Annotated in this window: 17 protein-coding genes and 1 CRISPR repeat array; of the genes, 14 read left to right on the top strand and 3 right to left on the bottom strand. The window is 43.7% G+C overall.

What is annotated here, in order from left to right; genetic code table 11:
* Positions 1–25: 25 nt before the first annotated feature.
* Positions 26–3,064: direct repeats of the CRISPR family, unit length 30 nt; unit sequence GTTCTAATCGTACCTTTATGGAATTGAAAT.
* Positions 3,065–3,231: 167 nt separating this feature from the next.
* Positions 3,232–3,363 carry a hypothetical protein gene (locus ACQRBJ_RS10700; RefSeq protein WP_445303602.1) on the top strand — a complete coding sequence of 44 codons (132 nt, stop codon included), beginning with the start codon at positions 3,232–3,234 and terminating at the stop codon, positions 3,361–3,363.
* Positions 3,364–3,890: 527 nt separating this feature from the next.
* Here the strand turns inward: ACQRBJ_RS10700 and ACQRBJ_RS10695 are convergent.
* From ACQRBJ_RS10695 to ACQRBJ_RS10685, 3 genes are all read right to left on the bottom strand, one after another.
* Positions 3,891–4,289, bottom strand: coding sequence for a C-GCAxxG-C-C family protein (locus ACQRBJ_RS10695; RefSeq protein WP_445303601.1), 399 nt, complete (start codon positions 4,287–4,289; stop codon positions 3,891–3,893).
* Positions 4,290–4,583: 294 nt separating this feature from the next.
* Positions 4,584–6,665, bottom strand: coding sequence for a VapE domain-containing protein (locus ACQRBJ_RS10690; protein WP_445303600.1), 2,082 nt, complete (start codon positions 6,663–6,665; stop codon positions 4,584–4,586).
* A gap of 278 nt (positions 6,666–6,943) precedes the next feature.
* Entirely contained in the window at positions 6,944–7,390 is a 447-nt protein-coding gene (locus ACQRBJ_RS10685) for a DUF6078 family protein (RefSeq protein ID WP_445303599.1), read from the bottom strand.
* Positions 7,391–7,924: 534 nt separating this feature from the next.
* Here ACQRBJ_RS10685 and ACQRBJ_RS10680 point away from each other — a divergent pair.
* The 13 genes from ACQRBJ_RS10680 (at position 7,925) to ACQRBJ_RS10620 (ending at position 26,636) form a co-directional block, all read left to right on the top strand.
* Entirely contained in the window at positions 7,925–8,653 is a 729-nt protein-coding gene (locus ACQRBJ_RS10680; protein ID WP_445303598.1) for a BrxA family protein, read from the top strand.
* A gap of 37 nt (positions 8,654–8,690) precedes the next feature.
* Complete coding sequence (locus tag ACQRBJ_RS10675; protein WP_441937155.1) at positions 8,691–9,242, top strand: hypothetical protein; 552 nt, start codon at positions 8,691–8,693, stop codon at positions 9,240–9,242.
* A 16-nt stretch (positions 9,243–9,258) separates the two neighbouring features.
* Positions 9,259–12,927: a BREX system P-loop protein BrxC gene (brxC, locus tag ACQRBJ_RS10670; RefSeq protein WP_445303597.1), complete on the top strand. Its 3,669-nt coding sequence runs from the start codon at positions 9,259–9,261 to the stop codon at positions 12,925–12,927.
* Positions 12,928–13,029: 102 nt separating this feature from the next.
* Positions 13,030–14,118, top strand: a complete 1,089-nt coding sequence (locus ACQRBJ_RS10665; RefSeq protein ID WP_445303596.1) for a helix-turn-helix domain-containing protein — start codon at positions 13,030–13,032, stop codon at positions 14,116–14,118.
* Positions 14,119–14,121: 3 nt separating this feature from the next.
* The gene (locus ACQRBJ_RS10660; protein ID WP_445303595.1) at positions 14,122–14,643 is read left to right on the top strand and encodes a hypothetical protein; all 522 of its coding nucleotides are present in this window, start codon (positions 14,122–14,124) and stop codon (positions 14,641–14,643) included.
* Positions 14,644–14,882: 239 nt separating this feature from the next.
* Positions 14,883–15,689 carry a DUF4417 domain-containing protein gene (locus ACQRBJ_RS10655; RefSeq protein WP_445303594.1) on the top strand — a complete coding sequence of 269 codons (807 nt, stop codon included), beginning with the start codon at positions 14,883–14,885 and terminating at the stop codon, positions 15,687–15,689.
* Positions 15,640–16,023 (top strand): hypothetical protein, encoded by a 384-nt coding sequence (locus tag ACQRBJ_RS10650; RefSeq protein WP_445303593.1) that lies wholly within the window; start codon positions 15,640–15,642, stop codon positions 16,021–16,023. Before ACQRBJ_RS10655 ends, ACQRBJ_RS10650 begins: the two co-directional genes overlap by 50 nt.
* A gap of 4 nt (positions 16,024–16,027) precedes the next feature.
* Positions 16,028–16,474 (top strand): hypothetical protein, encoded by a 447-nt coding sequence (locus ACQRBJ_RS10645; protein WP_445303592.1) that lies wholly within the window; start codon positions 16,028–16,030, stop codon positions 16,472–16,474.
* 140 nt (positions 16,475–16,614) lie between these two features.
* Complete coding sequence (gene pglX / locus ACQRBJ_RS10640; RefSeq protein WP_445303591.1) at positions 16,615–20,346, top strand: BREX-1 system adenine-specific DNA-methyltransferase PglX; 3,732 nt, start codon at positions 16,615–16,617, stop codon at positions 20,344–20,346.
* Between the two features lie 21 nt (positions 20,347–20,367).
* Positions 20,368–22,569 (top strand): PglZ domain-containing protein, encoded by a 2,202-nt coding sequence (locus ACQRBJ_RS10635; RefSeq protein ID WP_445303590.1) that lies wholly within the window; start codon positions 20,368–20,370, stop codon positions 22,567–22,569.
* 36 nt (positions 22,570–22,605) lie between these two features.
* On the top strand, positions 22,606–24,639 hold the full coding sequence (brxL, locus tag ACQRBJ_RS10630; protein ID WP_445303589.1) for a protease Lon-related BREX system protein BrxL: 2,034 nt from the start codon (positions 22,606–22,608) through the stop codon (positions 24,637–24,639).
* Positions 24,640–24,662: 23 nt separating this feature from the next.
* On the top strand, positions 24,663–25,274 hold the full coding sequence (locus ACQRBJ_RS10625; RefSeq protein ID WP_445303588.1) for an HAD family hydrolase: 612 nt from the start codon (positions 24,663–24,665) through the stop codon (positions 25,272–25,274).
* Positions 25,275–25,496: 222 nt separating this feature from the next.
* Positions 25,497–26,636, top strand: a complete 1,140-nt coding sequence (locus tag ACQRBJ_RS10620; RefSeq protein ID WP_445303587.1) for a DUF418 domain-containing protein — start codon at positions 25,497–25,499, stop codon at positions 26,634–26,636.
* Positions 26,637–26,694: the final 58 nt, after the last annotated feature.

The raw sequence follows: 26,694 nt of genomic DNA, 5'->3' as shown, positions 1-26,694 counted from the left end.
CATTATTGAATTATTAACGAACTATTGTCTAATCGTACCTTTATGGAATTGAAATTAAGCAAAAACTTCTTTGCCTCCGAGTTAGTACGAAGTTCTAATCGTACCTTTATGGAATTGAAATGATTTCTCGCTATATCGGGTAACTTTTCTGGGTCGTTCTAATCGTACCTTTATGGAATTGAAATCACCCTCGGCAATCTCTACCAGCTCCAGCCCCTCGTTCTAATCGTACCTTTATGGAATTGAAATGTGGGAAGTTCTCGGCAATAACTTGACGCACTTTTGTTCTAATCGTACCTTTATGGAATTGAAATATTATGAGGGGACAAAAGAGTATTGCAGAATGGCACGTTCTAATCGTACCTTTATGGAATTGAAATGACTTTCAAAATCAGGGTCATTGGCGAGCTGAATGTTCTAATCGTACCTTTATGGAATTGAAATGATGTGATGTTTGTTGGATTGCAAGCATTGTTCCAGAGTTCTAATCGTACCTTTATGGAATTGAAATAGAGAATTGCATATTTTACTAATCGTTCCCTCGGAGTTCTAATCGTACCTTTATGGAATTGAAATATGACTTTTGACGAGACACCTGACAACATTCACAGTTCTAATCGTACCTTTATGGAATTGAAATTACGCTCATTGAAAGCATTATTTTCTTGAGCAATGTTCTAATCGTACCTTTATGGAATTGAAATAGTAGTGTTCCTTGTATAAGGAAAGATTTAAATACTTAGTTCTAATCGTACCTTTATGGAATTGAAATACAAGTTCGCGGCTGTAGGTATTACGATCTCCTGTTAGTTCTAATCGTACCTTTATGGAATTGAAATGAGAAATTTACACCAATATTCATATTATTAGAATCGTTCTAATCGTACCTTTATGGAATTGAAATTGCGACGGCAGCGGTGTTTTTCATAGTATTTATATGTTCTAATCGTACCTTTATGGAATTGAAATTGAAATTCTAGGTGTGTCACTTTTGCAATAAATGAGTTCTAATCGTACCTTTATGGAATTGAAATAGGTACTGACCAGCTTCTGCACGACCTTTCTCATACTGTTCTAATCGTACCTTTATGGAATTGAAATGGATGAAATACTGATGATGTTGGTGCGTTGGCTTGTTCTAATCGTACCTTTATGGAATTGAAATAGCCTTGCCAGTATTCTCTATATGATAGCCAGGGTATGGTTCTAATCGTACCTTTATGGAATTGAAATTGTTGCCGCAAAACATAAAGGCTGGGCGATTGGCTGTTCTAATCGTACCTTTATGGAATTGAAATGCAGGAGGGGAAGGAAGAGGACGAGTACGAGGCGGGAGTTCTAATCGTACCTTTATGGAATTGAAATCCTGCTGAGATACTTGCTTTATCTGCTCGCGAAGGAGTTCTAATCGTACCTTTATGGAATTGAAATGAAGCTCATCAAAATGTTCGATGGCGTACTTAATCATCGTTCTAATCGTACCTTTATGGAATTGAAATCAGCAGAAGAGTTAAAAAAGCTGTTCCGCGCTTATTGTTCTAATCGTACCTTTATGGAATTGAAATCAAGGTCCACAAGGGGCTACGGGAGCGAGAGGAACAGTTCTAATCGTACCTTTATGGAATTGAAATACGGATGGCAACGGAAATGCTGTAGCTGAGAACTTCAGTTCTAATCGTACCTTTATGGAATTGAAATTATTGATTATTGCACAAGCGAGATAAGCACAAGCCTGTTCTAATCGTACCTTTATGGAATTGAAATTACATCAGTTATGCTGTTTTGCATGAGTATTTGAGTTCTAATCGTACCTTTATGGAATTGAAATAACATTTGAGAACCTTGAGACATTGTCGAAGCTATAGTTCTAATCGTACCTTTATGGAATTGAAATCCGATAAAACGTGACTTATGCATATCATGGTCTGGTTCTAATCGTACCTTTATGGAATTGAAATTGCAGAAACGCTACTACCGTCTATACAAGAAGTATAGTTCTAATCGCACCTTTATGGAATTGAAATCATCGTAAAGCTAAGAAATATAAGAAATAGCTTTGTTCTAATCGTACCTTTATGGAATTGAAATCTGGATAAGGAACACACTCACTAGATACCTAGCTGTTCTAATCGTACCTTTATGGAATTGAAATGGCGCAAAGGTACGCGCAAACTTTTAGGGAATTTATGTTCTAATCGTACCTTTATGGAATTGAAATACGTTCAGCAGCTCCATGATGTATCACCTTTTCTTGTTCTAATCGTACCTTTATGGAATTGAAATGTGGTCGCTGGTCGCTGGCGAGGTGGTGGCGAGGTGGTTCTAATCGTACCTTTATGGAATTGAAATCAGACAGCTGAGTAAAACTAAAACAAATGCGAACGTTCTAATCGTACCTTTATGGAATTGAAATTAGTTTACAAAGAAATAAATGCAGGCGGCAAGGAAGTTCTAATCGTACCTTTATGGAATTGAAATTTGGTTGTACCCTTATCTTTTATAGCCGCCAAAGGTTCTAATCGTACCTTTATGGAATTGAAATAGCAGAAAAAAGACCTCGCAAATCAAGAGCAGACGGTTCTAATCGTACCTTTATGGAATTGAAATTCAGCTAGATCTGCAGTACCTTTGCCTGCAGGATGTTCTAATCGTACCTTTATGGAATTGAAATACTAAGAATAAACCTAATGTAAGAGTAAATCCTAAAGGTTCTAATCGTACCTTTATGGAATTGAAATGAAGTCGTCACCGTGAGCGCCGAAATGAATGTGAGTTCTAATCGTACCTTTATGGAATTGAAATAGTATTTTATGATTCTCTATAAAGCTGGCAATACGTTCTAATCGTACCTTTATGGAATTGAAATTCCGGAGCAACCTCCCAGGCGTGCAAAATATGCTTGTTCTAATCGTACCTTTATGGAATTGAAATAGATTGCATCTGATGAATCGATTCGCAATAAGGAATGTTCTAATCGTACCTTTATGGAATTGAAATGAGAAATATCGCAAGCAGGGTGTAGCACGCCTCTTGAGTTCTAATCGTACCTTTATGGAATTGAAATTCGTCAACACGGAAATCCTCTGTTTACTCCTACTTTTATGATTCTTCTTCCATCACCAGCAAAGATTTTGGCAAAATCGGGCTGTTTTTTTTTATTTAACTCTGAAATTGAGTGGAATATCAGAGAAAATCTATAAATTTGCATCCAAATACAATATTATGTAAAGAATGGAAGATAGAGAACTGTTGCTGAAAAGTGACCCAGAGTTTGACCTCCTCGCCTTTACGGTGTTGGCTATCAAGGCTTCGGCACAAAAAATGGGTATATCGCCGTCTGAAATGAGAAAGCGATTGGATTAAGTTGGGACTAATAAATGAGGCTGTGGCCCATCATTCCCCATAAGACAAAAGTCGCCATAGACTTGTGGCGCAGTCAACCACTATGGTTGTACTTCATAACAAATAAAATCATTTTAAAGCCCTGGTGCGAGACGCATCGGGGCTTTTTGACGCCAAGTCCTACAGCTTGATGCCATATTTTCTGATGCCTTCTCCCATCATCTCTTCCGGAATAAACATTTTGAGGGTATCGACAAGGGTATTCAGCATACGCTCACGGATGAAATCTTCTCTGATATAGATTGATATGCGCCTCTGCGAAAGCGGTTGAGTGCCACAATGTATTTCAGTTGCTGAAAATTCATATCGTTATTCTGTTTATATCATCAGTCAAGTACAGGGCTTATCTTGCCTTGAGCTTGCAGATGAGTTGAGTCATGTTGCCCATCGGACAGAAAACACACCAGGTTCTAGGACGGTAGAAGATGGTGAGTACATGCCACGCAACGGTCGTGCTCGCTTTGCACCTTGTATTTTGCCATAGCCTTCTACTTATCGGTTAGTTTATCCAATTGTTCTTCCAGCAGTTCTGCTGCATCCGCTACGCAGAGTGGGCATTCTCTGAGGACCTTTCCTGTGCCCACCCCTTTGAGAAGCTTGCATTGGGTAGCCCCGTTGCGCTGCTGGAATTGGGTCATGATCTGTCGCATCGCCTTGACAGACTTAGCCTTATCCTTTGTGGCAAGGCCTAATACTACTCCCGCTCCTACTAGGGCGCCGCAGGTACCTTCCATATTACCCATTCCTGCCGCAAAGGCATTGCCCACATTTCTAAGTGTCTCTTCATCCATACCCGTATAATCATAATAGGTACAAACCACAGCCTGGGTGCAGTTGTGTGATCCACAACGCTTCTTTTCTGCTGCTATTTCTTTTCTTGTTTCCATCATTATTCTTGTTTCGTTTAAAATTCTGGTGCAAAGTTACGGTTTTTATGATAGATAAACGAAAGTTATTGGCTATTTTATTATAGATATTTTCTATTAATGGTTTTTGCCTAACTTACATTGGTTGTACGTCATAGCGAATAAGAAATGTTTTTCTGTTTTTATTGCCACATCTATCACCAATGCATTTAACTCTCTGATTATAAGTGAATAATGCGTGGCAATAAGCGTTTTTTTTTATTGCCACTTAATGCCACGCATTGCCACGCTCTTTTTTATAAGGAAATGAGTGGGTTATTTTTTAACTACCAGATACTCAGTGCCAAATCTTGTTCTTCGGTTCTTCAATCCTTCGATATTCTGGAGCTCTCTGCCCAATTTCTGTATACTCGAAACCTGGAGGGAGGAGCCGAATTTCTGCTTCAAAATGTCGAAAATGGCGGCTGTCATCAGATATTCGCCATTTTCTGGGGTACTTGCAGGCTCGAAAACCTGCAGAAAACATTGCTTGATAGGGGAAATCTGCTCAAATTGTCTGTTATGTTGCATGATGATGGCAGTTTCCTTGGCGTCGAAATAGGATTTTTCGCCACGCTCCAGAGCTTGCATCGCCTGCGCATAAAGCTGCTCATAGTTCAGTCTGCCACTCACATCGATAGGTCCCGTCAGTTCTACTCCCAGGAAACGGCGGTTGCCGGATGGGTCGGAAAGAATGTCCGTCATGTTGCTCGTGGCGATGAAGGAGGCGAGACGAGGAAACTCCTCAACATGGCTACCGTACGGCGGCTTGATTTTTACCGTTGGCAACTGCAGCAGATTCTTCAGAAAACCCTGTTGAACCTGTGGCGAAATCTGATTGAACTCATCGAGATTGATGAGCAGAAATTGTGACATTGCCTGCAGTACCTGACGCTTTTCTGACAGAATCATATTGTCTGTGAAGCCCCAGGATAATTCGGCAGGAATCAGACGGCGGCAGAAGGTGCTCTTGTTGTAACCCTGCTTGGAGATGAGAAGTGGCATGGTGCTGTTGCCATATTGTTTGCGATATACGCCGCGCCACTGGTCTACCATTCCCAGGAACCAGGTGTAAAACCAGTCTTCCCAGTGTGGATTGTTGGTGGGTACGGTCCGAGCCAGGGCACGGATGCGGTCCTTGCCGTCCCATTTTCCCAGACAGTCATAGAGATAGGACTCTATCGGACTGTAGTTTCTGATGCGGTCTGACTCCAGAAAATTTCTTACGTCCTTGATGCTTACGTGGATGTCTGCTATCTGAACAGCCAGCGTCATGCTCTTCTGCACGCGCGCATCCACCGGCTTGAAATCGCCTATCCATGAATTGTTGGGACGGTATTCGGTGTATTTCATCACGGTATTGTAGCGGAACTGGTAACGGCTTTCCAGATAGTTGATCATCTGCAGAATGTCGGCACGTCCTTTTCTGGCTGAGGCTGATTTCTCCACTCTCTTGTCTTTGGAATGGGAATCGTAAGCGGTGCCTACAATCTGACGGAGTTGCTCTTCTGCCACCTTGCTCCAGTTATTGCGGCGAATGTGGACAAAGGTTTCTTCTTCGTTGAGGCCCATGGCGCAGAGCTTGCTGGCGATGGCTGAGAGGCTGGCTAAGAATCGGTCGTTGTCGTTCTTCCAAGAGATGTTGGCTTTTTTCATTTCTGTCATCGTCTCTTCTGATGCCTTGCGATAGAGAAACTCATAATCTTCGTAGGCTTTCAGGTCGTCGATGCTTTTGGGTGCTGTGGCAACCGCAAACTGGTTTGAGGCAATGCGCATCGCCACCGCCTTATTGTTATAATAAGGTGAAGCATCCATCGTAAGCATGAAGTTTGATTCCAGGGATGGCTTTTCTGGTTTGATGGTAGCATGAACCTGCGCCTGATAGAGCGTCTTTACCTGTTCGTAGGCTGATTGGTAGAGTAAATCTGCTTCTTCCTCTTTTGTCGGGATTTTTCCTTCTTCGTTGCTGATGTTGACGAGTACGATGAGGCTTCTTCCGTCGGCTCCTTCGATAGCAGCGAAGGTCATCGGCAGCAGACTTGCGGCAGTCTTGGCGGCATCTTTTTCCTGATTCGTCATGAGATTGGTGAAGTGGAGTATCACGAGTCCGTTCGATTTCTGAAAGACGAGATTGCCACTTTCGTCCTTGCTGAATTCAGCGGCAGGATAAACGTGTTGCCATTCTCTGATGCCTTTATAGTACTGGTAATCGCCTTCCATCAGCGGCACGCTCATTCTGAATCTGGCGACACTTTGCTTGACATCGTCCTTGGCGATGCGCTCTAGAAAACTGTCAACGGTTTTCGTACTGACCATCAACTTGTTCTGTCTGTTGATTCTTGTAATGGTAAACTTCATACTTCTGCTAAATTATTGATATGATGTTACTTGTGGTTGTTAATAGCATTGCTTTCCGGATGCAACTGACGACCTGGATTCTGCTTCCAGGCATCAGGGATGTTAACCCGAGACTTTGCCCAGTTTTGCCCAAGGCCTTGGGTACTTTTGCCCGGCTGTGTCGGGTAAAAGTCCTCGTAGTCTCGGGTATGAGTCCTCATGTCCGTGGTTGTATTTCCTTATCGTCTCGGGCACAGTTGCTCATGGCCGTGGGTACAGGTCCTCATGGTCACTGGCTATCAGTAGTTAACCTCTTCTGTATATCGGTCGAACCTCATATTGGTGTATCCACGTCCTTTACACCATTGCAGGATGTACTGTTGCTGTTCAGGAACGAGTCCTGTTTGTCCTAATTTATAGCGATAGTATGAAGTGCTGCTTCCGAAGTAGGAAGTCATGTGTACTCTGAAACTTCCTTCATCTTTGCGTTTCAGTTCGTCAAGAATCTTCTCAAATCCGTATGCCATTTTCATCAGACGGAGTTGCAGGAAATGTTCGCATTTCTTGTCGTGATAGGCATCGGGATAGATGGCGTAACCATTGGTCTGTTCCGGATTCTTGTAAGTTCCGGATAGATAGTGTGCACATTCCTGTGCCAGGGGGCATTGCTCGTTGAAGCAATAGCTCCATGAGTTGTAAACAACTCCTTTAGCGAAGTAAAGCCTTACTAAATCTGCTTGTGTCATTAGCTTATGGTTTTCTAAGTATAAAAAGTGGTTTCACAGGAGTCATAAGCTTCTAGGTGGAATCGGCAGGAACTTTTCCTACTGAGTGCAAAGATACAAAAAATGTTGGCAAGTGCAAGTCTTTTCTCCACTTTTTTAATGTTTTTCGTCGAAAAAATATTCTTTTCTTCGATATTTCTGTGTTTTCCGCAGCGACTCCTCTGTTTTTCGCCGTAGCGTGGCATTAGGTGGCAATTGGTGACAACAGAAAATGCCCTTATTGCCACGCTTAAATTGTTGAATATCAGTTAGCTATCTTATAGCGTGGCAATAGTGGCATTAGTTTTAGAAAAAAAATAATGCTACATGAGAGGGTTTAAGTATTCACATCGTTCCAAAGCGTGAGGTTTGATGATAGTTTAACTCTCTGGTTTAATTTATTAAGATGGAAGGAATAATCTACTTTTGTAATCCTAAAAGCATAAGTTTTTTCTCGTTTTATTTGTTTAGATGAAATATTTTCCGTACCTTTACACCCAAATAAGAGAAAATAAAATGGCAATAAAATATGATTCAAGTGTAAATGTCTTGGGGAGTATTCCCGATTATTCGTCGATGATGGATTTCATCTGCGAATACATGGGGCGTATGCCCGATGGACAGGGAAGTTTTTCTTTCCGTACCCACAAGACATTCACCCGATTCCTGGCTGCCATCAAAACGGCGATTCTGACTTTTTCCAACGACAGGCATAAGCAGCTTTTTCTGAATGCTTTGTCTTCAAAAAAAATCTCCTATCAGGAGAAACTGATGGTGCTTTATTGGCAAATCGTATATGGCAACCTGCTCTTCAGAAGAATTTCAGAAGAAGTGTTTATGCAGGCTGTCTATCAGGGGCGAACCACATTGTCGGCTCTCGATGTCCTTGCCTTGCTCCATCACATCAAGGAAACGGAAAAAGGAGAGTTCAATTGGTCGGAAGCCACTTTGAAGATATGCGCATCTAAATATCTCACCATCTTGAAGAAACTGGGGTTGGCAGATGGAGCCATCCGAAAGCAAATCCTTTATCCGCCGATGACTTCGCAACTGTTTGCTTATTTCATAAGAATGGCAATGGCGATGTTTCCTGCCCAAAACAGTCTGGATAATCCGATGATGGTGTTTAGCTTCTATGATAAAACTTCTCTCATCGCTAAACTGAAGCGCATAGAGTTCATGCCTTTCTGGAATATTACCCAGATAGGAGATGAGGTGAAGATAGAAGTAAGGGAAAAAGAGTAAAGAACAGAGAATTCAATTGTGAAATGATAATATGACAATGATGCAGACTTTCGATATAGAGCACAATCGCCTTTTTAATGAGCTGACAGCAACGCTCAAGGAAGACATTGTGAAAATAGCAGGCAAATGTAATGGTGGAAAGAGCATACTTTTTGTTTATCCACCCAGAGACGAGGATGCCTATGTGGCTAAGGCCCGTGAGGAATTGACGGATGGATATAGCTTCATTGATGTGCGTGAAAGTTTCAGACTGTTCCTGGATGAAGCAGGCATAGACATCTTTGAATCCAGTTACAAGGATTTCGGCCAGGAAGTATTCTTCAGTCAGAATTTTGAAGAAGGTACTTTCTTTTACGCACTCATCGAACGGATTAAGCAGGTGTTTGCTGAAGGAAAAGTGCCGGTACTTGTACATACGGGTGCGCTTTATGGCATGAATTTCTCGAATATCAACATCATGGAGCATTCGGCGGTGATGGACTCACACATTCCGCTCGTGGTGTTCTATCCTGCCACTATCGAAGGCGACCAAATCATGTTCCTCGGCAAGCAGCCTGCCTCTAAGTATCGCTGCATTGTCATCAAATAACAAACTAACAATAAAGATGAAAATCAAAGATATTCTGTCCATCCAGTTGGACAATGACATCAAGAATGTAATCGACCTCAATTTGCAGAGCGAGGATGAAGTAAAGGAAGAACTCGATGGTTTTATCCTTACCGAGAGTCTTGCTACCCACTTGTCTGATTTTCTCGACAGGTTTACCTCTGATATGAAGGAAACGGGTGTCTGGCTCAGTGGTTTCTATGGTTCGGGTAAGTCTTACTTTGCCAAGATGTTGGGCTTCCTGATAGAAAACCCGTCTATTCAAGGTACCAGTTTCCGGGAGAGATTTTCCCATAAGCTGGTGGGACTCAAGAATGAGGACTTTATCAGGAATCAGATAGATTCTCTTGCCAAGTCGAAATACCAGGTAGTTTTGTTCGATTCTGCAAAGGTAGATAACAGGCAGGGCATAGCTCATATGGCGATGAGCCAGTTCCTGCTCTCGCTGGGTCTGATGGCCAACTGGATTGGTTTCATGGAATATCATCTTTTGTTGGGTGGTCAATATGCTGCCTTCCTCCAGAAGGTAGAAGAGCAGAACAATGGTAAGAAATGGCAGAATCTTCGCCGCAATATGATGACCACAGTGCCTGTTTTCAAGAAGGCGATTAGTGCTATCATTGGCGAGGAAAACTTCGTGGAAACCAAGGCTATGGTGGAAGAACGTATCAGTTCATACGATGCCGATAAACTGAAGGAGGATCTTTCCCTTTATCTGGATAAGCATCCTCAGGAAAAGATTGTTTTCTTCATTGATGAGGTGAGCGAAGCCATCACCCAGAAGAAAATCAACCTGCTCGACCTGGAAGGTCTCTCTGAATCACTTTCAGCCTTGGGCAACCGTGTCTGGACGGTGGGCATCGCCCAGCAGGCTTTCAATGATGTGCTCAATGCGGCTGGGTTGAACCTGCATCTGCTCAACAAGGTAGAAGCCCGATTTAAGACCCGTATCCCTATTGCTGCCGAAGAAATCGATAAGATTATCCGCAAGCGACTGCTCGATAAAACCGATGCAGGCAAACTGGAACTCCAGAAATATTTCACCAAGAACAGTGGTATGATTCAGGCGGTTACAAATATTTCAGGACTCGCCCTGAGTGCTACCAAGGATGGCGAAACTTATGCCGATTACTATCCTTTCTTTGAGCACCAGTTTACTATGTTGCAGTATTTCCTCTTTGGTTCTCGCGATACGGTGACCAGCCAGATTGGTACCCGTGGTATGCTGATGTCGGTGTTCGATGTCTTGAAGAAGGAGTCAATGACCGAGGAGGAGGTTTATACCCATGTATCGGCTGTGGAACTCTGTAATCAGGCAATGGATAATGTTCCTGTGTCACTCGGCATCCGTTACAAGCAGGCTGAAGACCATATCCAGGCTGATGGCAGTTTTAAGATTGTGAAAGGCAAGCAACTCTTGCAGGTCATCTATTTCCTTGCCAAGTCGGATGCCCGTACCACGGTAGAGAATATCACCAGTTCGTATGCGCGCCGCCCGGAACAGTATTATGAGATTCTGGACGAGGTGAAGCGTGCCGTAGCTCTGTTGGTAGAGAACAATGTGCTTCTCCAGACAGCCGACCAGTATCGCATCACCAGTCAGATAGAGCAGCAGATTATCGACGATATGAGCAAGTACGAGATTCCTGTCTATCGTCAGAAGGCTGAAATCATCAGCCGTATGAAGCAGTTGCGCCTGGTGAAGGCGGCACAGGGCTTTACGCTGGATGGGGTGAAGTACAGTTTCTGTGTGGAAACCAGTAATGGCGAGAACTTTGCCAACCAGACAGAACGCTACATGAAGGTGGTGCTCTATGATGTTTTCTATGAGGATAGGGAACAGGTGATTGCACAGATCAAGCAGGATACTCAAGACGAGAAAGGCGTGATGTCGATAATTCCGACGAATACCTACGCCAAGCAGATTCTCGATTTGGCAGCAGAACTCTTGCGCATAGACTATATCGACACCAAGACTTATTCTACCGATGAGGAGAAGAAGGTGCAGCGTACCATTACTGATTCCCGTGGCGACAAGCAGACACAGCTGGAGGACTTGGTACGCCGTGCCTATCAGGAAGGAATCATTGTCTATGCCTATAATGCCTACCAGTTGACTGAGGAAAACTGTCTCAAGGAACTGGAGGGAGTAGAGCGCAGAATGGCTGGCAATGTCTATACCCGTCGTTTAACAGCTACGTTGGATGATTCCATTGCCAAGCAGGCATTAACTGTGCCTGTTGCCAAACTGTCCAAGCTCTTCGGACCTTCCGAGGAATTCCGGTTCTTCGATACATCAGGCAAGTTTATTGGTGATAATCTGGCTGTGGTTACAGAAATTCTGAATCGCTGCAAGTCGTTCAAGACGGGTGTTGACCTGGAGCGTGAGCTCCTGGCTCCTCCTACGGGTTATTCCTATGGTGTAGTGGTAACCACCCTTGCAGCCTTGCTTCGTGGCAACAAGATTATCGTCAAGTATGGTGGCGAGGATTTTCATTCAGCCACAGATGAAGGTGTCAGCAAGGTCTTCGATGGTGTTCGTATCTTTGAAAAGGCAAGTTTCAAGGCTGTACTGCAATCGCTTTCTTACAAGGATCGCCAGGAAATCGTTGACATTCTGAAGGAAGACTGTAAGTATAAGAAGATTCTCCCTTCTGAGGATCAGCCTAATTACAACAAGAATGATTTCGAGATAGTAGATTGCATCCGCACCTTGTCAAAGGCTTTGTCAAAAATGGTTTATGACAAGATAGAGAGCGATGAGGATATGGCGGCTTTGTTCCCTACATCGGTCAAGGCACGTGCCATCTTCAACCGTTTCAACAAGACGGTGACAGATACCAACTATCTCAATATGGCGAACGACTTCCTTGATGAAGCCGATGAGTATATCAAAGCCTTGGAGCGTGTGCAGAAAGACCTGCATTTCATCGATACCCAGTTTGACGAGATTGAGGATGAGAAAGAATTTATCGCCGAAGTAAAGGATGAGCTGGAGAAGACGGGCTGTGACATGCCCGCCTTCAACCAGAAGCGTGACCTTTGGCGTCAGGCTCGTGAGAGTGACTTGGTTCGCAATGCGCAGATGATGCGACAGACCACCCAGGAAATCAAGGACCTCTATTATCATCTGATGCAGCATAGTGCCGAACAGCTTTCAGAGGCTTGTGTAGAGCTGCTCAACAGGGCTTATGTTTTGCGCCAGAAATGTAGTGCTTATCCAGAGGAGTGGAATGTGTCTATATATAATAAGGTGAAAGGACTAGAGCAGAGCTATCAGAAGCTTACTGCCATTGATGCCCGTCTGGGCGATGGATGGAGCATCCGCTGCCGCAATATCAATATGCAGCTCAGAGATATGGAGTATAAGTTGCAGCAGGTAAAGAATGATGCACAAAACCTGGACATTTGGGAGATGGAAATCAACACCACCAACCCGAATCCAGCTCCAAAACCTCAACCAAATCCGGTGCCTCAGCCAAATCCTGCTCCTGGTATCCCGCCACAACCCGCACCTCAGCCTGTACCTCAACCAAAGGTATATAAGATGCGCTCCAAGATGCCTCATGGCAAATGCTCTGTAGCTGAGTTTCGTAGCTGGCTTCAGCAGCAACTCATACTTGTGGGTAAGATGGGTAAGGACGATGAGGTTGATTTTGAGGAATAAATAGTTATATAATGTTAACAAGTTGCATTTTTAAATGGAAAATCGGTTGACATTAGGAAAATTTTCGTACCTTTGTCAACAGAACTAGTTAAAGTTATAAATATGTTGAACGAAATGGAAACTTTCGCTAAGCGATTACGTCAGGCGAGAGTAAAAGAAAAGATCTCTATGGAGGCTTTGAGCCGATTGCTAAATGGCTCAGTTTCCAAGCAGGCAATCTCAAAATACGAGGCTGCCAAGATGATGCCGTCCAGCACGATTCTCATAGCTTTGGCTGATGCACTTCGTGTGGATTTAGATTATTTCTTCCGTTCATTTGCATTTGATGTACAGGAAATGAAAGTTTCTTTTCGCAAAAAAGCGAGTGTTGGAACGAAAGATATCGAGGCATTAAAGGTGAATATCCAGGATGAAATCGAACGCTATCTTGAGATCGAAGAAATCTTGGGTGATGAAGGTGATTCTTTTGAAGGAATTCCTTGCGAACAAGTGTTGCTGAGCTATAATGATATGGTTAAGTATGCACAATTTGTTCGCAATAAGTGGCAGTTAGGTTCTGACCCTATCGCTAATGTACAGGATATGTTAGAGGCAAATGGGGTTAAGTTCATTACCACAGAAGGACCTGATGGGTTTGATGGCGTGAGTGGAATGATCAATGGGAAATTTCCTGTAATTGTCTTAAACAGTAAAATAGGTACGGCAGAGCGTAAGAGATTTACTGCATTGCATGAGCTTGGACATTTATTGTTTAATGATAAATTCTCAGAGAAATTAAGTACTCGCGAGATAGAAAATATGTGCAATGCTTTCGCAAATGAAATGTTATTGCCTACTTCTGTCATAGCGAAAACACTTGAAGGCAAGAATAAGATATCTCTAAATGAGCTTATCTTTTTGCAGGAAACCTATGGCATATCTATAGATGCTATCATGTATAAGCTCTACCAGAAGGGCATTGTTACGGAGAAAAGATATAAGAGCTTCAGAATCCGTAAAAATGTGGAAAAGGAAACTTTTGGGAAAGATGTTGATAAAGAGCGTTTCCTCGAATTGCAGACGAAAAAGGTTTCTCGTTTCAAGGCAATGGTCTATAGTGCGCTGGCACAGCAATTGATTACGGCTTCTAAAGCAGCTTCTTTGCTGAAGTGTTCAGTTACTACTGTTCGTGATACCGTTAATGTAATATAGCCAATGGAGAAGATAGTCGTAAGTGATACAAATATATTCATAGACTTGATAAGCGTGGATTTGCTTACCGACTTCTTCAAGTTGCCTTGGGAAATCCATACAACAGACATGATTATTCATGAGTTGTTGATTGCCGAGCAGCAAGAGGCTATAAGAGTCTTTGAGGAGGAAGGAAGATTGCTTGTAAAAAAGCATTCTTCGAAAGAAATGGTTGAGCTGGCTGTTATGCGCATGGAAGCTTCAAAAATTTCTAATGCAAGTATTCAGGATTGCTCTGTGTGGAAACTGGCTAAAGATATGGGCTGTTCTCTTTTAACCGGAGATGGTAAACTCCGAAAAATTGTTCAGAAAGATGAAGTGGAAGTTCACGGAATTCTTTATCTGTTCGATAAGTTATTAGACCACGACATCATTGATAGTGAGACTGCCATTGAAAGGATGGAAGCTCTCAAGAATATTAATACTCGTTTGCCAAAAGATGAAATCGATAAGCGAATTCATAGTTGGAAGGCGAAAAAGAAATAGGAGGAATGCTATGGCATAAAAAGAAAGGATAACAAGACGAAAAATCCCTATGTTATTTGGCGATAACATAGGGACATAGAGGTTCAGCTTCCCGATGGTAAAACCTTTAGTCTTACAAAATGCTCGGAAATGCGATTTTTCTTAAAGTGCTGCAAAATTACTAATAATTTGGCAAATCAGCATCCTTTTCCGGAAATCGATAATGTTTTTTGTTTAATTTTAAAAAAAAATAAGATTTCATGAATAAGAAAGATTGTTTTTTGCAGATTTCGTCCAATCCTCCTTCTCTGTTCTCTTCGAAAGAACAGTATCAATTGGACCACACAAATAGAGGGAAAAGTAAGTTGATTGCTCAGTTGTCACAAACTGAGCAGCGTAAATTGACAGTAGATAATATGCATCTATCTGTTGGCATGAAGTTCACATCGGAAAATGAGTTTCCCGTGTTGCAACCTTATAATGGTGATTGTAATTTTGAGATGTGTGCTTATACTAATCGTAAGCAAAGTAATGGTAAAGATACTGCATTACACTTTTTCCTTGATGATTATAAGTTTTGTAAGATTTGGGATAATTTGGAGTTGATAACCAGCAAAATTCAAAAATTTGCGTATGTTTTTGCACCTGATTATTCCCTGTATGTTGATGCGCCTTCTAAACAGATGAACATACAGAACGTATATCGTTCTCGTTTCATTGCAGCTTATTGGCAAAAATGTGGTTTACAGGTTATACCTGTGGCTAGTTGGGGGGATGCGAATTCTCTGAAATACTGTTTTGAGGGACTTCCTGAAAAGAGTATTATTGCCGTTTGTGGCATCGGACATTCGTTTTGTCAGTCAGCTGATATTCTTTGGCATCATGCGGTTAAACAATTGATTGCTCAAAAGCAACCAACAAGGCTTATTGTCTATGGAGGTAAATATCCAGATAATCTCTCATCATTACTTCCAGTTACTTATATACCTGATCATATCACGAAAAATTTTAGAAGCAATGAAAACACAAATTCATGTATTATTGAAGGAAGACAAGAAGCTGTTTAATGGCATGATAGATAACTATCTGTCTAGTCAGGAGCGTGACTTTTTTGAGAAGTTACGTCATAAGCAAGAATCTTGTCCAACTATAGGCAATGATTTGCTTCTTTGGGAGAATGATAATGATGACCATCTCTATATCTATAGATGTATGTATGATGAGTACGTAATTGGGCGAGCAGGACAAACTGAGAAATTTCATTTCATGAGTCTTGCCCAAGCATTGAATGCCAATCTAAAGGATATGGGATTGTTGGATAGTAGTATTACTGTTTTCCAATGGTTGCGGAAGCGTAATTATAACGGGATGCAGTATAATCATAATTTTGATAATTATTGAATGTATGGGAAATCAAAAACTCTATAACTCGACAAATAGATTTTCATCATATTTGTTTGAGGATAGTACAGCTTGGGCTGTTCATGAGATAAATGGCATTATCGGACGGGTTATGGAAATGAATGCAGATCCTGCTGGACAACATGCAGGTCTGCCTATATTTCCTGATTCTTCTGACATGTATTTTTCTACAGATGAAAATGGAGCGGTTATGCAGGCCATTATTAATGTTGGCAATCGAAAAATGTTGATTTTTGATTGGGGGCATATGCATATAAATCCAGATGGAAAGGTTTTTCCTAAGGGAGTTGTTCATGTCCATGTATGCACGATTGATGAAGATGGCCATCTTGTTTTATCTGCCCAAGCTCGTCTGATGACAGAGGCTGAAATTTCAAAATATGGTCCTCTGTTGAAATCATACGATCCAAAAGTAAGGTTTAGACCTTAAATATTTTCTATGAAAGTGCGTGGAAACTAAAAGTTTCTGCGTACTTTTTTAAGTTTCTAGCTTTTTCTTTGAATTATTTCCCATATTTTATGTATCTTTGTGCACTAAATAGATTTCGAAAAGTTTAAAATACAATAGATATGAAACTGATAGACCATGTTCTGAAAATTAGAGGCCTGATACAGCAGGCCATTGACAATAGATTCTCTCGACTGGGATTGCAGGAGGAGGCAATGCCGGTGGAGACGCTGTCGGATGAGCAGCAGCCTAAACGACGTGTGCTCGATACCATCATCGCTACACACCAGGCTGCGATGGGCAATTATGCTGAGGCTCGAAAGGAGGCTATCAAGGAATGTGTCTTTACACTCTTCAACCGACTGGCGGCTGTGAAGGTGATGGAAGACCGTGAACTCTTTCCTGAGGTGATTCGCCGACGTGCAGAACATGGCAATCTGTCTTATTCGCACAAGATGTGGCTCGAAGAGCACCCTGAGGAGAGATCTGCTGAACGAATGGGACTGAAAAACTTCCTGAGAGATAAGTTTGCTGAACTCTTCGATGATTTCGGTATTCCGCTCTTTAAGGCAGACCATCCTTATGCTATCCTGCCTACTGCCGATGAACTCGACGAGATTATCACGGCTTTCAACAGCATCGAACTGGATGAGCAGTGCGGCGAGGATATCTGGAAGGGGGATGATATCCTGGGCTGGATGTATGAGAACTTCAATGCCGTAGAAAAGGTGCAGCTCAAGGAGAGTGGAGAGAAAATAGAATATGATAAGGTTTTTCTCCAGAGTCAGATCTATACTCCTCAGTGGGTAGTCAAGTTCCTGGTAGATAATACCCTGGGCAAGCAATATCTGGAGATGTATCCTGACAGCCGTTTTATGATTGATGAGGAAACCGGCAAGACCAAGTATCTGATAGCCAATGCACCGAAGCAGCAGGTGCGTCATCCTAAGGAGAATGGGGTGCTCGATATCAAACTTATCGACCCTGCCTGCGGTAGTGGTAACTTCCTCATTTATGCCTTCTCCGTGTTCTATGACATGTATGTAGATCAGATGGAGAACTATGGTGCCGACTTCAGTCGCCGTGATATTCCAAAGCTCATCGTAGAGCACAATCTCTATGGTGTAGATTTGGACGAGCGTGCCGTGCAGATTACCCAGATAGCCCTGTTTATCAAGGCAATGCAGCTGAAGGGCCGTCGAGGCAAAATGCCGACATTCTGCAATGTGGTGTCTTCTCATTTCTCCTTGCCTGATTATGAGACGATTGAGGCGACATTTGAAATGGGCGATGCTCATTGGGATGAAAAGCAGCGAGAGGTGATTAAGGATATCTGGAATGACCTCTGCAATGCCCATAAGTTTGGATCGTTGCTCCGATTGAAGGAAAAGATTGAGGCGATGATGCCTAAGCAGGAGCGTAATCTTTTTAATGACTATCAGATTCATGATTTCTTCTCTTTCAAGAACCAGGCGATAGAAATGCTTCGCAAGCAGGTGCAACTGTGGGGTGGAGAGGGCAGCAATGCCTATAGTCTTTCATTGGTGAATGACGCCATGACTTTCCTGGATATTCTTACCACGTCGTTTGATGTCGCCGTGGCTAACCCGCCATATACTGACAGCAGCGATTTCGGTCCGGAACTGAAGGAGTTTGCTGAGGCTAATTATAAAAAGCCGATGAAGTTCAACATCAACCTCTATGCTTGCTTTATCAAGAGATGCTGCGAGTTGACGGATGAATTGGGTAAGGTGGGAATGATTCATCCTATGACGTTTATGTATATCAAAACGTTTGAGGATGTACGCAAGTTTATTCTTAACCAGACTCATATCAATCTCTTTGTAGAATATGGATTGAGTAATCTCTTTGGTAGCGTCATGGTGGATCCTGCTTTCTATGTTCTGGAGAAGGATAAGTCTGAAAAGAATGATTCACTTTTTATCTCTCTTGACCAATATACAAGAACTCCACAAGAAAAGTTTAAGAAGCAATATTGCTTAGAAGCGTTGTCTGATATCGTAGCAGACAATGAGAACAAGCATGTCTATCTCCTTCCGCAAGATAAGTTGAAGGCTATTAAGTCATGGCCTTTTATCTATTGGATTTCTGATGAGTTTAGAGAGAAGTTTGGTTCTGCAAGTCTTGAAGAAATAACCTTTGTACTTCAAGGTTTGGTAACTGGTGACAATATTAGATTTTACCGCTATTGGTGGGAGGTCAATGATATTTCAAAGTGGTTTGATTGTCCTAAAGGTGGACCATATAATAAGTGGTACGGCAATTTTTGGGTAAAGGTTAATTGGGAAGATAATGGTTATGAAATTAAAAACTTCTTTGATGATAAGGGTAAATTACGTTCTCGTCCGCAAAGTGAAAAGTTTTATTTCAAAGAAGGTGTGACATATTGTAGTAGTGGCTCACGTGGATGTTCTTTTAGATATTTGCCTGCAAACCAAATTATCAGTGGTGCTGGACCTGGTATCTTTCCTTCTGAGAAGTATTCTAATATTAATTACTATTTGGGATTTCTTAATACAATATTATCAACCTATTTGTTGGAGAGCTTGAATCCTACGGTAAATGTAACACAGGGAGATATAAAGCGTGTTCCTTTTGCACGTCCAAATGAAAAGAATGAGCAAATGGTAGATGTTTTGGTGCAGAATAATATTGATATCAAAAAGCATCTTTGCACCTATTCTGTCGTAGAGCAGAACTATTCTCACTCACCAATCACCCCAGTCTCATCCCCAGAGTCTGAGCTCACCCGTTACTACAACTATGAGAATGCTCTCTTGACTCAAATCCTCTTGAACGAGGCCATCGTCAACCGTATCGTCTTCGATGTCTATGAGTTGAGTGAGCACGACCGCCAGATGGTATTGGATAAGGAAGGCATTCCTGTGGGTGACCTGAGCGTATCGCAGGCAGCCTTGGAGGCATACAAGGTTTGGTTGAAGGAAGAAAACACCGAGTTCCCAGCCTCAGCAGAAGTTTGGGAGCATCTGGATTCGCTTGCCATCGACAACGAGCAGCCACAAATCACTGATTTCGAAAAGCTCTATCAGAACAATTATGGCTGGGAAGAGTTCTGCAACAGCGACAACCATCGCATGAACCCTATTGAAGTATGGTATCAGTTCCGCCATGCCGGGGTGCTTCCGCCTCAGCGAACCCAAAGCCTCTGCTTTGAGCTGATAACCGACGTAATCCGTGCCATCCTGAAGAAAGATGACGATGGCGTTATCCCACTCTGTGAACGTATGGGTGAGGAGCCATTGGATGTACGCATTGAGCAGGAACTGGTGGAACGAGGCTATAGCGGGGCGCAAATCTCGCAGATAGAGCAGTTGCTCTGCATGAACCTGGGCACCGGTAAGAGTCTGAGAAAGTATCTGTATGAAAAGTTCTTCCAGCAACTCAGCGACCATCTCAACCTCTTTATGTATCTGCCAAAGACACCATTCATCTGGCATCTTACCAGTGGTGACCCGGCAAGCGGTCATTCTGCCATTGACCTCTACGTAAGCATCTACACCTGGAGCCGCGACACCCTCTTCCGCATCAAGAGCGTGTATCTCGCCAACCGGGAGAGCGGTCTTTCCGACCGCCTTGCCGCCATCGACCCAACCACGGCAAACGGCAAGATAGAGGCAGCCGAAATCAAGGAACAGCTGCAGGAACTACATCTGTTTGCCGACAAGATAGATGCCCTCCTTGCCAGCGGCTACGACCCGAAGCTCGACGACGGTGTGGGCAAGAACATAGCCCCACTACAGAAAGCCGGCTTGCTGAGCTACGAGGTGCTCAACAACGGACAGCTGAAGAAATATCTCAATGCAGATTGGTAAAACTAAAAAGAATAAATAACAATGATAGACAAATGGTTCATTGACGATATAAACAAGGCAGCGGCAGGAGAGGGACGAGTCGTAGTGACCGATGCCAGGAAAGAAGGAAAATTCCTCTTGAATTATCTTCCTTCTCAGTTTTTGCTGCTGCCTGTAGCCAGCTCTGACCTGGATGAAATCAAGGCGAAGTATGAGGCAGAGACTCATCATGCTGGCGAGAAAGTGGTGTTTTATACCCAGAGAAGCAAGGGTGAACTGACTTTCCTTCTCGAATATGCCGAGACGCAAGGTTGCATCGTGCTTGATGATATGGAAACTTACATCCGCAAGCATTTGTTTGATGCCATCCAGATCAATACGCAGTTGCCAAAGGCGGAATTGCTGGTGGCTGCCAAGTTGAGTAAGGGAAAAAGCCTGAACTGGTGGAAGGGCATAGTCATGGGGCTGAACAAGCCGATGGAAACCGACAAGCTCCTGATGGATTTGCTGGCCGCACCTGCATCTACTGCCAAGAACATGGACAAGGATGTATGGAAGATATTCACTGCCGAAGTCTTTTCCATGATAGGCAAACCGCAGACGGAACAGCCTGCAGAGGTGCTGGCTCAGACTGTGATGGATGCCATCTTTGATGGTCTGGTCAGCAATCAGATTTCAGCCTCCCTGCTCTCTATCTATCACAGGTGTACCAGTAGGCATGATATGGATGCAATGATGGCAGACTACATCGCCCGATATACCAGGTTGAAGGAGGCTGATCCGCTGAAGGCTCATCCCGACCATCCATTCCTGGCATTAGACCATGCCCTGTTCAAGCGCCTGAGCCATGCCATAGAAAACGGAGAATTTCTGGCGGGCTATACCCAGTATATCGATGCCCGCATCCAGAGCAGACAGGCTGTAAGCTATAAGGCAGCCTGGCTCAAGGATGTAAAGACCATCGTGGAATTCAAGAACGGTGAACTCTACAAGGTGGCTTCCCTACAGGATTTCGCCACTTATTACCGTGCTCATTTTGCGGTACTTGATACGGCTGTGCGCCATCTCTATGCAGCCTGGCTGCACGATGAGAAATGGCTACGCCCTTTCCAGTATCTCTATGAGCAGGCAGAAAAGGAACTCTTGGATAAATGGTTTGCTTTGGCAAAGGATTACCAGCCTTCGCAGCAAGGATTGCTGAAGGAAAAACTCTTGGGTAAGGGCAGAATCGCCATCCTGGTATGCGATGGTCTGCGACTGGAAATCGCCGAAACCATCTATCAGCAAGCCAAATCGAAGAAGTCTAACGACTATGCCTTCGCCATGCTCCCATCCGTTACGGAAAACGGCATGAGTGCCTTGTTTGGCTGTGAAGGCGTGGAACTCTCGGCACAGGCCCGCTATGGCCATCTCAAGACTCAGGTGCCTGATGTTGAGGTGATACAGGCAGACAAACTGAACAGTAGCATCACCGCCCAGCATCTTGTATTGATGTATGGTGATATAGACCAGGTGGGCGAGAAGAAGCAGTTGGCGGCATTGAAGGACATCAATAATTATGAGAAGGAGATAGCCGAAAAAATAGAGAACCTGCTGGATATGGGATATGCCAAGGTGTATGTAACAGCCGACCACGGCTTCGTTATTACGGGCATCCTGGATGAGGCTGACAAGATTCCAGCTCCGCATGGTGACATCCAGAAACTGGATGAGCGATTCTGTCTGGCTAACGATCAGCTGACTCCTTCTTCCGTAAATCTGATAGCCCGACAGGATGATTTCTGCGGATCAGCCTATCAGTATTATGCACAGACCGACAAGCCGTTTGTAACCAAGGGAGCTTACGGCTATGCACATGGTGGCTTTACACCGCAGGAATGCATCATTCCTATCTATGAGTTTGGCAAGGATGCTGGTGTTGAGGCGCTGCAGGTGAATATCGCCAACAAGAAGGAACTGCAGCATGTGGCTGGTCAATACTTCAAGTTGAAGATTCAGGCAGAATCATCTTCTGATGTCTTCAAGCAGGAGCGCCGCATCGAACTGCATCTCTATGAAGGAAGCCAGCAAAAATCGACACAGATTGTTACCATCAAACCGGGGCAACTGCTTGACAATAATGAATTTGAAATGCCATCATCAGGAAACATAAAGGTGGTTCTGGTAGATGCAGCCACCAAGGAGCAGATTGATTTCTGCGAGGTGAAGTCGGCATCATCAAGAGACCTGGATGACTTGTTTTAAAACGTTGCCTGTAAAAGGGCAAAAACATGATAGACAATGATAGAATTAGATAGAAAACTCCTGGATTTGTTCCAAGGCTTTGTGGTAAGAAAAGACATCGTCCGTGCCGTGAAGGTGGGAGCCAACGTACCTGTATTCGTATTGGAATACCTGCTTGCCAACAGTTGCAGTACCGACGATGAGGAAAAAATCAGGGAGGGAGTGGAGAGCGTGAAACGTGTGCTCCAGAAACATTATGTGAATCCGGATGAGGCGAATGTGGTTCAGTCGAAAATCAAGGAGGAAGGTTCCTACAAGGTGATTGACAAGATTTCCGTCCGTCTGGATGCATCGAAAGATAAATATTGGGCAGAACTTTCTAACCTCAATATCCGTGAGGCGAATATCGACGAGAGTCTGGTTATCCAGCACGAGAAGATGATGATGGGTGGCATCTGGGCTATCATCGACATCGACTATGATTCGAGCATGATGATAGGCAACAAGATTTATCCTTTCGTGGTATCCAAGATTCGTCCTATCCAGCTTTCTAATTTCAGCCTCGACCGCATTGTGGAAGCCCGCAGGGAATTTACCAACGAAGAGTGGCTGAACGTGCTGTTGAGAAGTGGAGGCTATGAACCGGAATCGGAGGGAATGACGGAGCGCATGAAGATGCTTCTGCTTTCTCGCTTTATCCCTTTGGTGGAGCCCAATTTCAATATGGCGGAACTGGGTCCACGCAGTTCGGGTAAATCTTTCGTGTTTAAGGAGTTGTCTCCTTATTCCATGCTGGTGAGTGGCGGACAGGGTACTGCTGCCTCTCTGTTTGTGAACAACAGCAATGGTCAGATTGGTGCCATGGGCAAATGGGATGCGGTCTGTTTCGATGAATCTACCGATGAACTGTTTAAGGATAGGGAAGTGGTGCCGCTGATGAAAGACTACATGGAGAGTGGATCGTTCTCGCGTGCCGGTAAGAGTGGCGAGAAATCGGCCAATGCCTCCATCATTCTGAATGGTAACATCAACCAGCCAGTGGAGACGGTGTTGCAGACGAGCCATCTGTTTAGTCCTTTTTCAGACAAGATCAGCGATGATACGGCCTTTCTGGACCGTATCGGTTTCTTCCTGCCGGGATGGGAAATCATGAAGTTTGCTCCAGCCAACTTCACCAACCATATCGGTTTCAGTACTGATTTCTTCAGCGAGATGCTGCATCATCTGCGTAAGGACAACTATACCAATGCGCTGGACGATTATTTCACTTTGGGTTCACAGCTGAGACAGCGTGATACCAAACCGGTGAGAAAGACGGTGTCTGCCCTTATCAAGCTGATGCACCCGGATGGCAACTTCACCAAGGAAGACATCAGCAAGTATCTTAGCTGGGCGATAGAAATGCGCAGAAGAGTAAAGGAACAGTTGAAGCGCATCGGCGGCATGGAGTTTTGGGATACCAATTTCTCTTATATAGACAAGGAGACCCAGGAGGAAACCTTTGTTTCCGTGCCGGAGGAACGTGGCAGCAACCTGATAGAAGATGCACCTTTGGCTCCAGGCACCTGCTATACGGCAACCTGCGATGGTGACAAGGTATCGCTGATTAAGGTTGAGGTGATCACCATGCAGGGCAATGGCAAGTTGACGGTGAGCGGCACTTCTTCTGCTGAGGTGAAGGAAGACATCCGTAACACCTATAACTATATCCGTGCCAACGAGAGCAGTATTCTCTCGCAGAAACATTCGCTGATGCGGCTGGATGTAACGGTGCAGGTGACGGCATTGCTGGGAACCACGCAGGTGGGCGGTATCGGCTCGGCAGTATTTGCCGCCATCGTATCATCGGTATTTGGCAGAAACCTGAAGCCAGCGCTGGGCATCATCGGTAACATTTCTATTGGTGGGGCGATAGTCAGGGCTACCAATTTCTCTGATAGGGTATCATTGCTATCAGAGAATGGAGCCAAGACGGTGCTGGTTCCGATGGATAATCTACAGGAAATGGCCACCCTTCCTGCCACAATTTTGGGTAAGACGGATGTGCCTTTCTATGGCAATGCACAGATGATTATTCAGAAAATCATATAAAAATAGAATAAAAGATATAGATTATGCAATACAAGAATATCATATTCGATTTAGGTAATGTCTTGGTGAAACTCAATCCGGAAGGATGCATCGGGGCTTTCAAGGCGATAGGAATGGGGGAGTTGGCTAATCCGAATCCTCAGAGTGAGGGGATGAAGCTGATGAGCAAACTGGGTGTGGGAATGATTACCACCGAAGCGTTCTGCGATGCAGCCCGCGAGTTGACTGGGACTGATGTGACGAATGAAGAAATCATCGATGCTGCCAACAAGATGCTGGTGGAGATTCCGGATGAGAAAAAGGAGCGACTCCTGCAGTTGAAGAAGGCTGGCTATCGTCTCTTCCTCTTGAGCAATACCATTGATATACATTGGGATTATTGCGTGGATCATCTCTTCCCTTATCAGAACTATGGGATAGAGGATTATTTCGAGCACTGTTTCCTCTCTCAGCGAATGCATCTGGCAAAACCTGATGCCCGCATCTATGAGGAGGTAATCAGGCAGGCGAACATCCATCCCGACGAAACCCTTTTCATCGATGATCTGAAGGAAAACTGCGAGGCTGCCGAGAAGCTGGGCATCCATACCTTCCAGAACGTGAAGTTTGATGATTGGCTTGCACTTCGGTTCTGACGGATATGTCAGAATCGAAGCTTTTATTCGTTAAATAATTTTGTGTTAATTTGCATTTTTTCTGATGAATAATCGCAAGAACTCCACACTTTTTCTAACGAATAATCAACAAATTCCCACACTTTTTCTGACGAATAACTTAGGAAAAGGCTGATTTATTCGCTTTTTCCAACAAAATGTTATACCTTTGTGGGCTAATAATAACTAACTTACAAAATCGAAATGAATTTTTACAAGACATTAGGATTGAAAAACAGCCGTATTGACGTGGCTGATGCCTTGCGAGGATTGGCAGTGGCTGGTATTATTCTCTATCACTCCGTGGAGCATTTCAATATGTATGACGGAAGCCTCGAACATGCTTATACGCTGGGTTGTGATGATTGGATGGCAGATGTGCTGGCATTGCTGCTGTCGGGAAAGATGTATGGCATTTTTGCCCTGCTTTTCGGATTGAGTTTCTTCATCATGAACGATAACCAGCAGCAGCGAGGAAATTGCTTTTCGGGTAGATTCGCCTGGCGAATGTTCCTCCTGGCAATGCTCGGTATTGTGAACACCGCCTTTTTCGATGGCGACATTCTCTTCTCTTATGCCATCTATGGTCTGGTTCTCATCCCATTGAGCTATCTTCCTACCAAATGGCTCTGGTGGGTGGTTGCCTTCCTCTTTATCCAACCGATAGAAATCTATTCCCTCATTACCGGATGGCAGGTAGATGCATCGGCATTGGGAGAGGTGTATGGAAATATGTATCATGGTCATCAGCACGGCAGTTTCCTGGAGAATGCCTATGGAAACCTGCGATACGGACAGGTGGCTACCTATTACTGGTGCATGATGAAGGGAAGACATACGCAGACCATCTGCCTCTTCATACTCGGAATGCTGGTGGGAAGAAAGCGTTGGTTCTACAATGAGAACAACAACCTGGCTTTGTGGAAAAAGGTGCTGGCGGTTTCCATCCTGGTATTGATTGTGGGAGGCATCGCTGATGTGCGCCATATGGAAACATGGAACAGTTGGCTTTATCCTATCTACAACTTCTTCATCCTCTCGTTTGTAGTTTCAGGTTTCGTATTGCTGTGGTACGGTAAGGAATGGTTCAGAAAGGGATTGTCGTTCCTGCGCCAGTTTGGTAAGATGAGTCTGACCAACTACTTCCTCCAGTCTATCATCGGTTGCGGACTGTTTGCTTATTATGGCTTCAATCTCCAGACGAAGCTCGGCATCACCTATGCCTTCTTTGTGGGTATTGCCATGGTGGTAGTACAATGTCTGTTCTCTAACCTCTGGCTCAAGTACTATTCCCATGGTCCTTTCGAGGGAATATGGAAGAAGCTGACCTGGATTAAATTCTAAGTTTTCAAGATGATAAAATAAAAAAGGTGTGTCATGGACTAATGACACACCTTTTTAT

Source organism: Prevotella sp. SGI.167, assembly GCF_050313615.1.
Classification (GTDB): domain Bacteria; phylum Bacteroidota; class Bacteroidia; order Bacteroidales; family Bacteroidaceae; genus Prevotella.
Note: the sequence above shows the minus strand (reverse complement) of the source record. Positions and strands in the feature narration are given on the sequence as shown.

Bases quoted from the DNA above. Each gene is read 5' to 3' on its own strand.
- ACQRBJ_RS10700 (WP_445303602.1), top strand. From the start codon at position 3,232: ATGGAAGATAGAGAACTGTTGCTGAAAAGTGACCCAGAGTTTGACCTC.
- ACQRBJ_RS10695 (WP_445303601.1), bottom strand. From the start codon at position 4,289: ATGGAAACAAGAAAAGAAATAGCAGCAGAAAAGAAGCGTTGTGGATCA.
- ACQRBJ_RS10690 (WP_445303600.1), bottom strand. From the start codon at position 6,665: ATGAAGTTTACCATTACAAGAATCAACAGACAGAACAAGTTGATGGTC.
- ACQRBJ_RS10685 (WP_445303599.1), bottom strand. From the start codon at position 7,390: ATGACACAAGCAGATTTAGTAAGGCTTTACTTCGCTAAAGGAGTTGTT.
- ACQRBJ_RS10680 (WP_445303598.1), top strand. From the start codon at position 7,925: ATGGCAATAAAATATGATTCAAGTGTAAATGTCTTGGGGAGTATTCCC.
- ACQRBJ_RS10675 (WP_441937155.1), top strand. From the start codon at position 8,691: ATGATGCAGACTTTCGATATAGAGCACAATCGCCTTTTTAATGAGCTG.
- brxC (WP_445303597.1), top strand. From the start codon at position 9,259: ATGAAAATCAAAGATATTCTGTCCATCCAGTTGGACAATGACATCAAG.
- ACQRBJ_RS10665 (WP_445303596.1), top strand. From the start codon at position 13,030: ATGTTGAACGAAATGGAAACTTTCGCTAAGCGATTACGTCAGGCGAGA.
- ACQRBJ_RS10660 (WP_445303595.1), top strand. From the start codon at position 14,122: ATGGAGAAGATAGTCGTAAGTGATACAAATATATTCATAGACTTGATA.
- ACQRBJ_RS10655 (WP_445303594.1), top strand. From the start codon at position 14,883: ATGAATAAGAAAGATTGTTTTTTGCAGATTTCGTCCAATCCTCCTTCT.
- ACQRBJ_RS10650 (WP_445303593.1), top strand. From the start codon at position 15,640: ATGAAAACACAAATTCATGTATTATTGAAGGAAGACAAGAAGCTGTTT.
- ACQRBJ_RS10645 (WP_445303592.1), top strand. From the start codon at position 16,028: ATGGGAAATCAAAAACTCTATAACTCGACAAATAGATTTTCATCATAT.
- pglX (WP_445303591.1), top strand. From the start codon at position 16,615: ATGAAACTGATAGACCATGTTCTGAAAATTAGAGGCCTGATACAGCAG.
- ACQRBJ_RS10635 (WP_445303590.1), top strand. From the start codon at position 20,368: ATGATAGACAAATGGTTCATTGACGATATAAACAAGGCAGCGGCAGGA.
- brxL (WP_445303589.1), top strand. From the start codon at position 22,606: ATGATAGAATTAGATAGAAAACTCCTGGATTTGTTCCAAGGCTTTGTG.
- ACQRBJ_RS10625 (WP_445303588.1), top strand. From the start codon at position 24,663: ATGCAATACAAGAATATCATATTCGATTTAGGTAATGTCTTGGTGAAA.
- ACQRBJ_RS10620 (WP_445303587.1), top strand. From the start codon at position 25,497: ATGAATTTTTACAAGACATTAGGATTGAAAAACAGCCGTATTGACGTG.